We start from the raw sequence: 13200 nt of genomic DNA, 5'->3' as shown, positions 1-13200 counted from the left end.
GGCTAAGCACATGCTGAGCAGGTTGCGTAGGTCAGTCAACCAACTGATACGTCGGGACTTGCTCAGTGGGATTTCTGAGCCAAGATTCATTTGTGAGGAGGGCTTCTTCACGGAGTGGAAACAAGGCAACACGCCCAAAGAGAAGCCGAGAAACCCTGCCTTTGGCGGGGTTTTCTTTTGGCTTTTTGCCAGCAGCACTAAAAAGCCCCGCTCGGGGCTGGGCTAAACGCACTCACTCAAATGGATGGAAGCCGTGATCCTTTCGGTTAGCTGGGATCCTCCAGATGGAAACGTTGATTGACTCGTCAGAATGTCAGTCTGCGGCGGCGGCAGCTTGAACTCCAGGCCACATGGCTGCGAACTCTTTATCAGAGACAACCGGGGTGACTTCGAACTGGAGTCCAAAGCCCTTGATCCAAGGGGCGAGATGAGCCCACACCTTGCCGATGTCGCTGGCAACAGCAATCGCCATACCTGTTCCACCAATTGGCTCACAGACTCGATATTTCAGTTCAAAGCCTTCAAAACAATCTCCAGGCCCACCAGCATTGATGTATTCAGCAAATGGAGTGCAGGCTTCCCAAGACCCTTCAACGGTTGGGAAACTCCAGACAATCAGATAATGCTGCATGGAGGTTCAATAAAATCTAGTTCTACCAGATACTCAAATGACTGAATGTTGTTGATCAGACTGAAAGATCTAAAGGCTTCCCCCTAGTTGCCTAGCCATAAGCCTTTCCCTCTCCACTTCCAGCAAGAGGAGCACCATCGTTGTCTTGGTCAGCCAGGAAGTGTTTTTCGAAAAGCCTGAAATCCTGCCCGATGTAGCGGTTCTAGGGGGATCACGGTTTTTTGTATTCGGATTGGGACGTTCCTATCCGCCACGCCCAAAGTGTTGATATGCCAGCGCCAAATGCCATAAGGACCAAGACCAGCTGTTCGGTATCCATTGATCGCCTGTACGCCAATTGAGACCAGTGATAGCTACTGAGAGCCGAGTGGCGCTTGCGATACTTTTTGCGAAAAACAGTAGTTATTCGCACCATGGTTGGTTACCCCAGGCCAACCTCTAGTCCATGTGGAGAAATCTTGTCCTGATGGAAATCCACACAGCCGATGGCGAACCCATTGGCTCCATCAGAGAAATATGTTCGGGACTAACCGACAAAACACCTGAATTCCTCGAGAGTGCTACTAGCGGCTAAGAAAATGATGTCCAGAAGCACTTGGCTGAAAACGCCCACTCGGTGCTCGGCAGCCTCTACTTGGCGGTCCTCTCACCAGCCTGCCATAGAGGTGCTGACATCACCTTCTGAGATCGCTTCCACAGAGTCCTCATCTGTTCCCAGGGTTATCTCATCATCTCCGATGTAATTCAGTAGCAAGTTGTTGACAACCTTTGTACACCACATTGCGAAAGGGTCTGTGAACACTGACCACCAGTTCTCCCGCAATGTTTTTGGCTCATCAAGTCCAACCTGCTTACGGTAAAACACCTTCAATTTAGACGGAAATTTGCAAAGCCTGATCCAGATGTTGGCTGATACAGCTTTTAAGTGGTCATTATCAAAAAAGTCCGTCAGCCACCGCATCAAAACACCTCTTGCTCTATATCTAGGAGTGATTCACTCATTTGTAGAAAGATCATGGTCTCGAAGGCTTTTGCAATTGCCGCTGCGACCGTACTGCTTTGTTCTGGCCATGCACTGGCATCACCCAAGCCAGTTGTAGAAGAACTTTTCACGGCGAATCGAACCCTCGGAGGGAGAGTTGTTGTGTATCCCGAAGGAACCCCAGAGATGCGGGTTTATCGGATCACTCTTCCTGTTGGGGCCAAGATTCCATTGCATATCCATCCTTCGCCAGTTGTGGTGATGGTTGAGCAGGGAACGCTACGCAATGTAAGGATCGTCGATGGTGTTGAGGTGACTGACACTATTAAGGCAGGAGACGGCTTTCTTGAAGGTCACCCAGGTGAGCCGCACTATGTGATCAACACAGGAACTGAACCAGCCATAAGCTTTGTCACTTTTGCCAGTGTGGAGGGAATGCCAAACATGGTTCGTGTTGAGTGATCAAGTTTCGTGCTGACTCCCATAACTTGCATTACATGTCTATCGGCTCCCGGCCTATTCCACGCTGCATAGAGAGTACCGATGTTGAACGGTTTTAGGATGTTATTGATGGATCTAAGAGCGTCAATCTTGGGTTAGAGGCAATGATAAAGATCTGCAAAACAATTAATGTATAGCTTTCGGGAAATACCCCCTATTCAAACGATCTACTCCGCGGATAGGCGATTGAATTCGATCTAAAGAAGCGTCTCGAATACCTTGTCGCTCCATTGACGTTCTGGCAGAACGGAGTCAGATCAGGAGTAGAAAATGTCTTCCGCTCGCAACCGCTCTCAGTCAGAACACAGTCCTCAGGTCAAGCAGCGCATCCTTCAGCATGATCTGGAAGGTGCTGGGGAAGCCCTAACCGCCTTCGATGGGTTCAAATCCTCAGGACCAGTGCTGCAGGCCATGGTGTTGAAACGACCAAGGGGACCTCAACAGGACAGCCTTCTGCAGCAGTTGCTGAAACAGGCCCGCAACCTGTTCGTATCGGTTCGATCGTGGCGGTGATGGACGCTAAAGATGACGACTCCAGTCTCCTGGCTGGAGTCCTTTCCCAATGCGTCAAGGATCTCTTCATTCCAACAAAAGGCTGATTTATGAAAAGGCGAGTGCCTGTGCCGATTGAGTCCATTAATCGCCCTCACGAGAGCGTGATCGATCAAGGCAAAGTGGATGATCTGATGAAAAGTATCAGTGAGATTGGGCTTCAGGAACCTGTTGATCTCATTGAGTTTGAGGGTAAGTTCTATGGATTTAATGGCTGCCATCGATATACAGCACATAAACGTCTGGGTCGGAAAACGATTGAGGCCAATATCCGCCATGTTGATCGGGCTACGTTCCGTCTCCATTTGATGTGATCCACGGGTGTGGGAGGAGTGTTGGTGAGAAATCTCCCAAGACTGGTATGCCTTTATGAGTTAAATTCTTTATTGCTTCGAAAGAAATAAAACAACATTTGTATAGGTTCGATCTTTAATGGTTATCGCGTAAATCTAACCATACTCGTTCTAGGTAGAGAGTTGGTTTTGAATTGATATTTTTTACTTTGCTGCTCTGCATCTCGGGCACTCGGAGACGTTGTTTTTATGATCATTGGGAAGTGTTAGAAAATATGGGTCTACGTCGAATTCATAGCCACAATCGCAAACGACATGGTATCTAAGTTTCTTTGATTTTACGAGTCTTGTGAGCAGGGTGATCTTTCCATACTTCTGTCCTGACTTGAATCGTTCGAGTTTCTTCTCTCCAATAGAAGCTCGATTAACCCGTGCTTTGGCTAAGCAATTCCTTACCGAATTTTCGCTGCCTTTCCCAATGACTTTGGCGATTTGAGAAAAGGTTCTGCCTTCCTCAACATAAAGGCGCTTGATCTCTTCAAATTCGCTTTGAGTGAAGCCAGATTTTCCTGCCACTAGAGGGACTCCCGCCTTCAACACCAAGTATCTCAGGGCTCAGCTTGCGGTCCACAAATGTTGTGTGCTCCCTATGGACCTTGCCGCCGCTGCTTTTAATCCACGACGAGCTCCCTGGGGTGTGTTTTGGGGTTCCGAACCCTGTGTTGTGAAGATGGATCGGTTCTTACGCCATCGAATGTTCGGTTCATTACTTTCATATTCGCGTCTTGTCCCTTATATTCAATGCACGTTGGTCCCCAAAAGGGGACGCAGTTCGATCTCAAACAAGCAACGGGGTTTGAGGCGCTGTCGGTCGTTCCCATGAACACCCTCCTCCTGATCAAAGAGAAAGAGCTAAAGGCACAACGCCTACAAGATGCTCAGCGTTGTTTTGCTGCCCATTCAGAGGGCATTGATTACACCTCTGCACATCTTTCGCCAGCCAAGCTTGCTTCCTAAAGAAGTTTAGTTCGCTTCGATCGATGAGTTACACCCCGCTTTCAGTGGGGTTTTTTATTGTTGAACGGGTGAGGAGAATGCTTCGCAGGCTGAGCCCTTGAAAAAAACTCCGCTTCCTCGGGCTCGTAAACGTGATCTTTAGAGAACGAGGGCGTCGATGAGAAACCCTCTCGTTGTGCTTAAGGCGTTAGACCCTTTTTCCGTTATTGGCCGCTTATCTCTTTTTACCGATGCGGACAACGCGGGGATTCAGGGGGCAAGCTAAGGCGTGGAAGGGTGTATGCGTTCCGTCGTGGATCAGGCTTCCCATTGGATGGGCGTTTGCACTATCGAGCTTCATTGCGGGTGAAAGATCACCTCATTGTTCTAATGAGCCGAGTATCCCTTAGGCGATAGGCATAACTGCCCATTTTTGATCCATCAACAGCGATGCATGTCATTCAGCTGGCATGAGCCATACCAGGGGCATCCCTTGCAAATCTTCCTTCGTTGGTTTGTAGCTCTGCAGCTTCTTTGGGCTGTCAATTGAGATAAAAAGTCTAAAACTTTTCACCTGACTCAATGCATCTGGCCAAGACTCTTTTAAATGTGTTTTTGACGGCTTCTGTTGGCTGCATTGCCCAAGCTGCTGCTGCAAGTTAGGGCTTTATCAGAATGCTAAACACGGACGTGATTGAGGTCTTTGATCAGGTTGAGGTGGGCACTCCTGTTGTGATTCGATGTGGAGGTTTGCTACTCGGAATGCTTTGGTTTTGTGATGGCTTTAGCGGGGTACGGTTGGTTTGCTCCTGAATCAGTACACATATCTGCTGTTCATTATTAATTCTGCCGATTTTCGTTAAGGCTGTCATAATTAATGAATGCCACGTCTTCGTCCCGATTCACAGCGACTTCCAGACATCCCTGGTGGTGAGGGTTGGCTTTCCAACGAGCTTCAACAGCAACTGGTGCATTTTCAGTGTGCTGGCAATTCTGCTGATGGTGAATTGATCGCGTTAAGGACGTTTCAATGGAAACCGCCCTATCCACCAGTCCCACTTTCACGTCGTCGGATGCTTCGTCATCAGGCCGTCGATACCTGGGACACCATGCGTGAGGCCGGTTGGCAGCGCTGTTACCCCCCGGTTCGATAAAGGAAGAACTGATCTCTCTGGCAGCTGAATCAAGGTTCGCCTCATGATTGAAATCCAAGCTTTTTTGATGGTTTCCCTAAGACTCTTGATTTCACTCTGGTCGTAGTTGAACCAAAGTTCTACTGATTTTTGCTTGTCTAAAGACACCTTCGTTATCAGCAAGTGGACAAGGCATGTTGCGCCATGAAACGAATTGATGAGCTTCATCAATGAAGCCTGTTTTATTCTCTCTAGTGCTTCATAACTAATTTATAGATGTCGTTCTGGTCAATGGCTCAACGTTCCTCCCTCCCTAGTCGAAGCCCTTCTGCGACCCGTGCTGTTTACGATATCGCTATCACTAGTGGCATTTCCATTACCCTTCTCGGGATTGGTGTCACGATGTTCTTGGCATTCGCTGAGGCATCAACGAGGCCTTACGGCCATTGGCTTTCCGGACAGGCTTTCTTCTGATCTTTGCGGCAAAGCAAGGGCCCGATGTTTAGACGTTGGTGTCCTGATTGGCTATTAACTTGATCACTAGTATTGAGTACTCGCATCCAAGCGAAAGAATTAAAAAAGATAATACGTCGCATGATGGGGTTTAAATTTTCCTCAATGCTTCCGCTTACTCAACTAGTGATCCCAACAGAGTGGTTTGATTGATAGGCCAGAGATATCAATTGTCGGAACTGGGATTCAGAGATAAACGTGAATCGAGGTAATTGTTGATTTTAAGATATTGGAGATTAACAAGTTATGAAGACGAGGCGTAATGGAATTATTTTTGACCGGCTCATCGCTTTTTGCCCTTAGCGATTGTTTTGCTCTTCGAGCTCGGCTTCTCTAGCGCCGAGTACGAGTGCAGCCAGGAATGGTGCAATGGCCAGAGCAGTGAGGATTTCCATGGAGTCTTAATTCGTATAAATATTCTGTCGACAAACCCTGTCTGCCGCGTGCTCACGGCTACAGCGTCTGATTGTTGAGTATAAATACTGTCTCTTATTGTTGTCTTGATGTCGTTAGTTCGGGTCTAGTTCTTGCGCTGCATGGGCCAAGGCCTCTCTTCTGCTTCCAGTGAGCTGATGGATTCGGAATTGTTCCAGACGCGCTTTCACCTTCGCATTTGCGCCCGCGATCAAAACTTGGCGTTCGTGGTGTTCTGCTTCCTCCACCATTCTTTCGATCGCCAATGTGGCCGTGATTCCAAGATGTGGAACGTCTGTCACGTCGAGTAAAAGTATTTTGTACTGCCTGATTTGGGTCATGCGTTCGCTAATTCCTTTTGCGGCTCCAAAACTCAGTGGTCCTTGCAAGCGAAACAGCATGAGTGCATCTCCGCAACGATCAAAGAGATGTTGCTCTTCTTGATCGAGCTGAGAACTGTCTTCTGAATTCATGCTTTCCAACTGATGCGTTGTAATCGATTCAATGGTCAGAAGGTTGGCAATAAACATGCCAACAAGGACTGCGCCGATGAGATCCCAAAATACGGTCATCAGCAAAACGCCCCACATCACAAGAGCTGTCTTAATGGAGAGACGGTGGGCTCTTAAAAGGAATCCCCAGTCGATAATGTCTAGACCTACTTTGATTAATATCCCGGCTAATAATGCCTCTGGAATGCTTTCGGCCAGCGGCCCAGCGCCTAAAAGCAGCACAAGTAAAAAGACCGAATGCGCCATCCCTGAGATAGGAGTTCGGCCTCCAGACTTGATATTGATCACCGTGCGCATCGTTGCTCCGGCCCCTGGTAGGCCGTTGAACAGTCCAGCTACGCTGTTGGCAATGCCTTGCCCGATGAGCTCTCGGTTGGAGTGGTGACGACTTTGGCTGATGTTATCGGCCACAAGTGATGTGAGCAGTGAGTCAATCGCACCGAGCACCGCGAGCACAAGACCGGCGCGTAATAAGACCGGGAAGTGATTTTTGAGATTAGGCAGGCTGAAGTTTAATCCCCCTTCTGGAATGGTTCCGATTCGGGGGATGCCGTCTTGAAACAACAGCATGGAAAGAGGTGTAATCACCACCAATGCAATCAGTGGAGATGGCACCCAGGTGCTGAGTCTCTTGGGGGTTAGAAAAACCACTGCTAGCGTCAATGCGCCGACCAGTAACGCAGCTGTATTCGGAGTAAATTGACTAAAAACTGTTCCGAGCGAAGTGATTACTCCGCCCTGGCTTTTGATTCCTAATAAGGGTCCAATTTGTAGGCAAAGAATAATCACTCCGATGCCAGACATGAAACCCGACACCACGGAATAAGGGACCAGGGTGATATAGCGACCAAGGCGCAGAACCCCCATCAGGATCTGAATGAGCCCGCCGATCAACACGGCTCCCATCACGAGTGGGAGTAGCTCATTGCTCCCAAGCTCCCGAGAAATCCCAACGGCTGCGAGTGTTCCAATTACCCCAGCAACGGTGACGCTCATCGGTCCAGTAGGACCAGAGACTTGCGCAGGGGTACCGCCAAAAAGAGCGGCTAGAAAGCCCGTAATGATCGCTCCGTAGAGCCCGTATATGGCGCCGCCTGGCCCCAGTGCTGCGTTGCCGAATGCAAGGGCCAGGGGTAGGGCCACCACGGCTGCCGTGAGGCCGCCCAGTAAATCCCCTTTCCAGTGCCTCCAGCTGAAGCCGTGAACTAAGGCCAGGTTTGGACGCGCCATGGATTAAGGACGGGCTGGCATGGATGTCCACACCTTGAGTTGCTCGAGGCTTTGAACTCCTTCTCGGCGCTCGCCGTTTTCAAGAATCCAGGTGGGATAAGCCCGAATCTCGGCTGTTTTACAGGCTGCCGCTTGAATCGGAAGCTCCTTGGGTTTTGCGCATTCCACGTAGGGAAGTGTGTTGGCTGCATCGCCGAACAATCGGGTTTGCGTGATGCAGGCAGGACAGCGCCAAGAGCCGTAGTACAGCGCCTTGCTTGTACTGAGGTGGTTTGCCAGGTCTGCCGGATTGGGTGCCGCTGCCGCTGGGAATGGGAGCGCGAGCGCTGCCAGGGATGCCAACACAGGCAACAGTTTGCTGATTTCAACCATGTCCCAAATCTAAGAACGCTCTGCCGTTCGGGCATCCCGCCATTGCTCCGGTCCGCATCCACGGACGAAACTGTGCGTCGGATCTGATGCGCAGCCCTACGGGTTGATGAATTCCATGGCCGGCAGTGGCTACCGCGATTACTTCAAAGTGCTGGGTGTGGAACGCAGTGCAGACGCCGACACGGTGAAGCGTGCTTTTCGCAAGCTGGCCCGTCAGTATCACCCCGATGTGAATCCGGACGATCAGGACGCTGAAGCGCGTTTTAAAGAGGTGAGCGAAGCCTATGAGGTGCTTTCTGATCCTGAGAAGCGCCGTCGCTACGAGCAATTTGGCCAATACTGGAACCAGGCAGGAATGCCTGGTGGTGGCTCAGGTCCTGCAGGAGTTGATGTTGACTTTGGCCGCTACGGCAACTTTGACGATTTCATCAATGACCTTCTGGGCCGTTTCGGCGGTGCGGCTGGAGGCGGCTCAGGTCCCGCCGGGTACGGCGGAGGCTTCCCTGGAGGCGGCTTCCCCGGAGGTGGTTTTCCCCGCGGTGGATCGAGAGCACCAATCAACCTTGATGCTGAAGCAGTGGTCAAGGTGACCTTCTCGGAGGCGTTTCGCGGGGGGGAACGCACCTTGTCTGTCAACGATGAGCGGGTTCAGGTTCGGATCCCTCCTGGCGTGAAAAGTGGTTCGAAGCTTCGGCTTAAGGGCAAGGGAAATGTGCAACCAGGTACGGGTCGTCGAGGTGATCTTTATCTCGTGATTGAGGTTCAATCGCATCCGATCTGGACTCTGGATGGCGATCAGTTGCGGGCTGAATTGCCCGTTGCCTTCGACGAACTTGCTCTAGGTGGAATGGTCAAGGTGATGACGCCAGATGGTGAGGCAGATGTCACCATTCCCCCTGGCACAGCTCCAGGAAAGAGCCTGCGCCTAAGGGGAAAAGGCTGGCCTGGAAAGTCAGGCCGTGGAGATCTCTTACTCACCCTTGATCTTCAATGGCCGAAGCAGTGGTCAGACGAACAGCGTCAGCTGCTTGAACAGCTTCAGAGCAGCCGAGACGGAGATCCCCGTCAACAGTGGATTCAGAACGCCAGCCTCTGAGGTGGGATTTACGATCTCAGCATCTGTTGTCAGACCTTATTAATGGAGATCACCTATCGCCCCCGCCGTTTGCGTCGCTCTCCGGCCTTAAGGGCCATGGTGCGCGAAAACCAATTGCTTCCTGCTGATTTTATTTATCCGCTGTTTGTGCACGAGGGCGCTGAGGTTGAGCCGATTGGTGCCATGCCAGGCGCAAATCGCTGGAGTCTCGATCGCTTGAGTGCTGAGGTTCAACGAGCCTGGGATCTGGGAATTCGGTGTGTGGTGCTCTTCCCCAAGGTGTCTGAAGGCCTGAAAACTGAAGACGGTTCAGAAAGTTTCAATGCCAACGGTTTGATCCCCAGGGCGATTCGTCAGCTCAAAAGGGAAGTCCCCGATATGGCAATCATGACCGACGTTGCCCTCGACCCTTACTCCTGTGATGGCCACGACGGGATTGTGAGCCCAGAAGGCGTCGTGCTGAATGACGAAACGATTGATCAGCTGTGCAAGCAGGCTGTGATGCAGGCGGAGGCCGGGGCTGATCTGATAGGACCCAGCGACATGATGGACGGCCGCGTTGGCGCCATTCGTGAAGCCCTTGATGACGCCGGTTTCGAGCACGTCGGCATCATCAGCTACACCGCAAAATATTCCTCCGCTTATTACGGCCCGTTTCGCGAGGCGCTCGATTCCGCTCCTCGAGCAACCACTGAGAAGGTGATCCCGAAAAACAAAGACACCTATCAGATGGATCCGGCCAATGCGCGCGAGGCCATCACGGAGGCCCAGCTTGATGAACAAGAAGGTGCCGACATCATGATGGTGAAGCCAGGGTTGGCGTATCTGGACATCATCTGCCGCCTGCGCGATGAGTCAGAGCTTCCGATCGCTGCTTACAACGTGAGTGGCGAATACTCAATGGTGAAGGCGGCTGCCGAACGTGGATGGATTGATGAACGTGCGGTGGTCCTTGAGACCTTGCTGAGCTTCAAGCGGGCAGGTGCCGATTTAATCCTCACTTACCACGCTTGTGATGCTGCCGAGTGGCTACAGATGCGGTGAAAACGGCTAGGTCATAGGCCATATGGGTCGTGAAACGGTCTGGCTCGTGGAGTCACTCACAGATGGCGATTGACACACCAGAATGACCGTCTCCTTTCACAGCATCTATGCCAGCGGTTCAGCGCCTTGGCCACGTCGCCATCCGTGTGCAGGATCTGTCACGTGCGATCGCTTTTTACTGTGATCTCGGCATGCGCTTGGTTTGGAAGGCGGACGACTGGTGTTATCTCGAAGCGGGAGAGAGTCGCGATGGGTTAGCCCTCCTGGGACCCACCTACAAAGCGGCAGGCCCGCATTTTGCCTTTCACTTTCGTGATCGCGCCGAGGTTGATGTGGTCCACGATCACTTAAAAGCGTCTGGGGTCAGCGTTGGGGCCGTGCATGACCACAGAGATGGCACAGCCTCCTTTTACTTCCGGGATCCAGATGGGAACTGGCTCGAGATGCTGTATGAACCTCCCGGTGGAATCCCCTCCAACCAGATGGAGGCATCTGCGGGTCTCTCTTGATGACGTCTGAACCCCGCAAGACATCCGCGCCTCCCTCGGTTTCGATCCTGGAAGAGACCCTGGAGTTGCTGGAATGGCCCCGGTTGTGCCAGCACTTTTCCACATTTGCCAACACACCACAGGGGCGCCAGCACTGTTTGAAGGGGCAGCTGCCAGCTGACCTTGAAACCACGCTGACCCTTCAAGTAAGGAGTATGGAGCTCGCCAGCCTGGACGGTCTCCTTGATGGCGGATTGAGTTTTCAAGGGGTGTATGACCTCGAGATGGTTGTGCTTCGCTGCTCTAAAGGCGGAACGGCGTCAGGCGAGGAGTTGTTGTCTGTGGCGCACACACTCGCCGCAGCCCGACGCCTTCGCCGTCAGATCGATGACCCTGACTTAAGACCTGACTGTTCAGCTCTCTTGGAGAACGTGGCGACGCTTCCGGAGCTCGAGCAGCGTTTGAAATTTGCCCTGGAAGAGGGAGGGCGCGTTGCGAACCGAGCGAGTGAATCGTTGGAAGAGTTGCGTCTCCAATGGCAGGTTGCACGCCAGGAAAGGCGTGATCGTTTACAGGCGGTTGTGCGGCGCTGGGCGTCTCTGTTGCAAGACACCGTGATTGCCGAACGCCATGGTCGGCCGGTTTTAGCGGTGAAGGCTGGTGCCGCTTCTCAATGTCCAGGAATGGTTCACGACAGCTCTTCGTCTGGCAACACCGTGTTCGTTGAACCGAAGAGTGTGATCGGTCTCGGCAACCGTCTTGCCGCCCTCGATGGCCGAATCAGAGAAGAGGAACGTCGGGTTCTGGCGGAGCTCAGTGCTGCCGTTGCAGAGCAAAACGATGCGATCGCTCTCTTGATGGCCGTGTTGTTGAAGTTAGATCTGGCCTTGGCGAGGGGGCGTTATGGCCAGTGGCTTGGTGCCGTACCACCTCGGCTTGAAGCTCAAGCTGATGCTCCATTTCAAATTCTGGAGCTGCGCCATCCACTGTTGGTTTGGCAGCAGCGCAAGGAGGGTGGCGCCCCTGTGGTGCCCGTGAGCGTTGAGGTGTCGGAGCAGTTGCGGGTTGTTGCCATCACGGGACCCAACACTGGTGGCAAAACAGTGACCTTGAAGAGCATTGGCTTAGCGGCATTGATGGCTAGAGCCGGAATGTGGCTTCCGTGCAACGGCAGTCCCTCACTCCCTTGGTGTGCACAGGTTCTTGCGGACATCGGCGACGAACAGTCGCTTCAGCAGAGTTTGTCCACGTTTAGTGGTCACGTGAAAAGGATCGGAAGCATCCTTCAATCCATCGCCTCTGGACCGTCGCCGGCGTTGGTGCTGCTCGATGAGGTGGGCGCTGGTACAGATCCCAGTGAAGGCACAGCCCTGGCGATTGCTTTGCTGCGCAATTTGGCCAATTGCGCCCGACTCACCATTGCCACCACCCACTTTGGGGAGCTCAAAGCACTCAAGTACAGCGATTCACGCTTTGAAAACGCCTCTGTGGCCTTTGATAGCGACTCCCTTTCGCCGACGTATCAGCTGCTTTGGGGGATTCCAGGACGCAGCAATGCGTTGGCGATCGCGACGCGTCTTGGTTTTGACAGCGGCGTGATTGAACAAGCCAGGGAACTGCTGAAGCCCAGTGGAGATGGCGATGTCAACGCTGTGATTCGTGGCCTGGAAGAGCAGCGGCAACGCCAACAGGCCGCGGCTGAAGATGCGGCTGCACTCTTGGCTCGGACTGAATTGCTGCATGAGGAGCTCCTTCAGCGCTGGGAGCAGCAACGCAAAAACTCTGCGCAGCAGCAGGAGTTGGGACGTCAGCGTTTGGAGAGTTCGATTCGCGATGGTCAACAAGAGGTGCGTCGTTTGATTCGCAGGTTGCGGGATCAGAAGGCCGATGGTGAAACCGCTCGCCGCGCTGGTCAGCGGCTGCGCAAGCTTGAATCCAACCATCGCTCCGTTCCAGAGCGTCGCCTGCATCCGGAATGGCGTCCCTCTGTGGGCGAACGCATTCGCCTGCTTGCCTTAGACAAAGCGGCCGAGGTGCTTGAGGTATCGGACGATGGCCAGCAACTGAGTGTGCGCTGTGGAGTGATGCGCAGCATGGTGGATCTTCAATCGGTGGAAAGCCTGGATGGCCGCCGAGCTGCACCGCCTGAGCAACCTGTGGTTCAAGTGAAAGCGCGGCGAGGACTCGGCGGCTCCCAGGTGCGTACCGCTCGGAACACGGTGGATGTTCGCGGCCAGAGAGTGCATGAAGCTGAAGCCGCTGTGGAAGAGCTGCTTCGTGGTGCCAATGGTCCGGTTTGGGTGATCCACGGGATCGGTACTGGCCGCCTCAAGCGCGGCTTGCGTGAGTGGCTCGATTCACTCCCGTATGTGGAACGGGTTGGTGATGCCGATCAGGGAGATGGTGGTCCAGGTTGCAGCGTTGTTTGGTTGCGCTGATCGCT

At 52.6% G+C, this 13200-nt stretch carries 15 protein-coding genes; 9 read left to right on the top strand and 6 right to left on the bottom strand.

What is annotated here, in order from left to right; translation table 11 throughout:
* Positions 1 to 313 precede the first annotated feature (313 nt).
* Together SynPROS91_RS09895 and SynPROS91_RS09890 are read right to left on the bottom strand one after the other, a co-directional pair.
* Complete coding sequence (locus SynPROS91_RS09895; RefSeq protein ID WP_186516437.1) at positions 314 to 631, bottom strand: DUF3303 domain-containing protein; 318 nt, start codon at positions 629 to 631, stop codon at positions 314 to 316.
* Between the two features lie 646 nt (positions 632 to 1277).
* Positions 1278 to 1592, bottom strand: coding sequence for a hypothetical protein (locus tag SynPROS91_RS09890; RefSeq protein WP_186516435.1), 315 nt, complete (start codon positions 1590 to 1592; stop codon positions 1278 to 1280).
* Between the two features lie 54 nt (positions 1593 to 1646).
* On the opposite strand from SynPROS91_RS09890, the gene SynPROS91_RS09885 reads away from it, so the two are divergent.
* The 3 genes from SynPROS91_RS09885 (at position 1647) to SynPROS91_RS09875 (ending at position 2980) form a co-directional block, all read left to right on the top strand.
* Entirely contained in the window at positions 1647 to 2075 is a 429-nt protein-coding gene (locus SynPROS91_RS09885; RefSeq protein ID WP_186516433.1) for a cupin domain-containing protein, read from the top strand.
* A 309-nt stretch (positions 2076 to 2384) separates the two neighbouring features.
* The gene (locus SynPROS91_RS09880) at positions 2385 to 2627 is read left to right on the top strand and encodes a hypothetical protein (RefSeq protein ID WP_186516430.1); all 243 of its coding nucleotides are present in this window, start codon (positions 2385 to 2387) and stop codon (positions 2625 to 2627) included.
* Between the two features lie 107 nt (positions 2628 to 2734).
* On the top strand, positions 2735 to 2980 hold the full coding sequence (locus tag SynPROS91_RS09875; protein WP_370586764.1) for a sulfiredoxin: 246 nt from the start codon (positions 2735 to 2737) through the stop codon (positions 2978 to 2980).
* A 183-nt stretch (positions 2981 to 3163) separates the two neighbouring features.
* Here the strand turns inward: SynPROS91_RS09875 and SynPROS91_RS09870 are convergent, their stop codons facing one another.
* On the bottom strand, positions 3164 to 3559 hold the full coding sequence (locus SynPROS91_RS09870) for a hypothetical protein (RefSeq protein ID WP_186519702.1): 396 nt from the start codon (positions 3557 to 3559) through the stop codon (positions 3164 to 3166).
* A gap of 201 nt (positions 3560 to 3760) precedes the next feature.
* Between SynPROS91_RS09870 and SynPROS91_RS09865 the strand changes: the two genes are divergently transcribed.
* Positions 3761 to 3976: a hypothetical protein gene (locus tag SynPROS91_RS09865; RefSeq protein WP_186519832.1), complete on the top strand. Its 216-nt coding sequence runs from the start codon at positions 3761 to 3763 to the stop codon at positions 3974 to 3976.
* A 436-nt stretch (positions 3977 to 4412) separates the two neighbouring features.
* Here the strand turns inward: SynPROS91_RS09865 and SynPROS91_RS09860 are convergent, their stop codons facing one another.
* The gene (locus tag SynPROS91_RS09860) at positions 4413 to 4613 is read right to left on the bottom strand and encodes a hypothetical protein (RefSeq protein ID WP_186516426.1); all 201 of its coding nucleotides are present in this window, start codon (positions 4611 to 4613) and stop codon (positions 4413 to 4415) included.
* A gap of 223 nt (positions 4614 to 4836) precedes the next feature.
* Here SynPROS91_RS09860 and SynPROS91_RS09855 point away from each other — a divergent pair, with 223 nt between their 5' ends.
* Complete coding sequence (locus SynPROS91_RS09855; protein ID WP_186516424.1) at positions 4837 to 5109, top strand: DUF1651 domain-containing protein; 273 nt, start codon at positions 4837 to 4839, stop codon at positions 5107 to 5109.
* A gap of 1001 nt (positions 5110 to 6110) precedes the next feature.
* Here SynPROS91_RS09855 and SynPROS91_RS09850 read toward each other — a convergent pair.
* Complete coding sequence (locus SynPROS91_RS09850) at positions 6111 to 7757, bottom strand: SulP family inorganic anion transporter (RefSeq protein ID WP_186516423.1); 1647 nt, start codon at positions 7755 to 7757, stop codon at positions 6111 to 6113.
* A gap of 3 nt (positions 7758 to 7760) precedes the next feature.
* Positions 7761 to 8129, bottom strand: coding sequence for a hypothetical protein (locus tag SynPROS91_RS09845; protein ID WP_186516421.1), 369 nt, complete (start codon positions 8127 to 8129; stop codon positions 7761 to 7763).
* 115 nt (positions 8130 to 8244) lie between these two features.
* On the opposite strand from SynPROS91_RS09845, the gene SynPROS91_RS09840 reads away from it, so the two are divergent.
* The 4 genes from SynPROS91_RS09840 (at position 8245) to SynPROS91_RS09825 (ending at position 13195) form a co-directional block, all read left to right on the top strand.
* Positions 8245 to 9225, top strand: coding sequence for a DnaJ C-terminal domain-containing protein (locus SynPROS91_RS09840; RefSeq protein ID WP_186516419.1), 981 nt, complete (start codon positions 8245 to 8247; stop codon positions 9223 to 9225).
* A gap of 42 nt (positions 9226 to 9267) precedes the next feature.
* Positions 9268 to 10269: a porphobilinogen synthase gene (gene hemB, locus SynPROS91_RS09835; protein WP_186516415.1), complete on the top strand. Its 1002-nt coding sequence runs from the start codon at positions 9268 to 9270 to the stop codon at positions 10267 to 10269.
* Between the two features lie 107 nt (positions 10270 to 10376).
* Positions 10377 to 10778 carry a VOC family protein gene (locus SynPROS91_RS09830; protein WP_186516414.1) on the top strand — a complete coding sequence of 134 codons (402 nt, stop codon included), beginning with the start codon at positions 10377 to 10379 and terminating at the stop codon, positions 10776 to 10778.
* A complete protein-coding gene (locus SynPROS91_RS09825; protein ID WP_186516413.1) occupies positions 10778 to 13195 on the top strand; it encodes an endonuclease MutS2 in 2418 nt (805 codons plus the stop codon). Before SynPROS91_RS09830 ends, SynPROS91_RS09825 begins: the two co-directional genes overlap by 1 nt.
* Positions 13196 to 13200: the final 5 nt, after the last annotated feature.

The sequence above is a fragment of the Synechococcus sp. PROS-9-1 genome (genome assembly GCF_014279775.1).
Lineage (GTDB): Bacteria > Cyanobacteriota > Cyanobacteriia > PCC-6307 > Cyanobiaceae > Synechococcus_C.
This window is presented reverse-complemented; position numbering and strand designations above follow the sequence as displayed.

Bases quoted from the DNA above. Each gene is read 5' to 3' on its own strand.
- SynPROS91_RS09895 (WP_186516437.1), bottom strand. From the start codon at position 631: ATGCAGCATTATCTGATTGTCTGGAGTTTCCCAACCGTTGAAGGGTCT.
- SynPROS91_RS09890 (WP_186516435.1), bottom strand. From the start codon at position 1,592: ATGCGGTGGCTGACGGACTTTTTTGATAATGACCACTTAAAAGCTGTA.
- SynPROS91_RS09885 (WP_186516433.1), top strand. From the start codon at position 1,647: ATGGTCTCGAAGGCTTTTGCAATTGCCGCTGCGACCGTACTGCTTTGT.
- SynPROS91_RS09880 (WP_186516430.1), top strand. From the start codon at position 2,385: ATGTCTTCCGCTCGCAACCGCTCTCAGTCAGAACACAGTCCTCAGGTC.
- SynPROS91_RS09865 (WP_186519832.1), top strand. From the start codon at position 3,761: ATGCACGTTGGTCCCCAAAAGGGGACGCAGTTCGATCTCAAACAAGCA.
- SynPROS91_RS09855 (WP_186516424.1), top strand. From the start codon at position 4,837: ATGCCACGTCTTCGTCCCGATTCACAGCGACTTCCAGACATCCCTGGT.
- SynPROS91_RS09850 (WP_186516423.1), bottom strand. From the start codon at position 7,757: ATGGCGCGTCCAAACCTGGCCTTAGTTCACGGCTTCAGCTGGAGGCAC.
- SynPROS91_RS09845 (WP_186516421.1), bottom strand. From the start codon at position 8,129: ATGGTTGAAATCAGCAAACTGTTGCCTGTGTTGGCATCCCTGGCAGCG.
- SynPROS91_RS09840 (WP_186516419.1), top strand. From the start codon at position 8,245: ATGGCCGGCAGTGGCTACCGCGATTACTTCAAAGTGCTGGGTGTGGAA.
- hemB (WP_186516415.1), top strand. From the start codon at position 9,268: ATGGAGATCACCTATCGCCCCCGCCGTTTGCGTCGCTCTCCGGCCTTA.
- SynPROS91_RS09830 (WP_186516414.1), top strand. From the start codon at position 10,377: ATGCCAGCGGTTCAGCGCCTTGGCCACGTCGCCATCCGTGTGCAGGAT.
- SynPROS91_RS09825 (WP_186516413.1), top strand. From the start codon at position 10,778: ATGACGTCTGAACCCCGCAAGACATCCGCGCCTCCCTCGGTTTCGATC.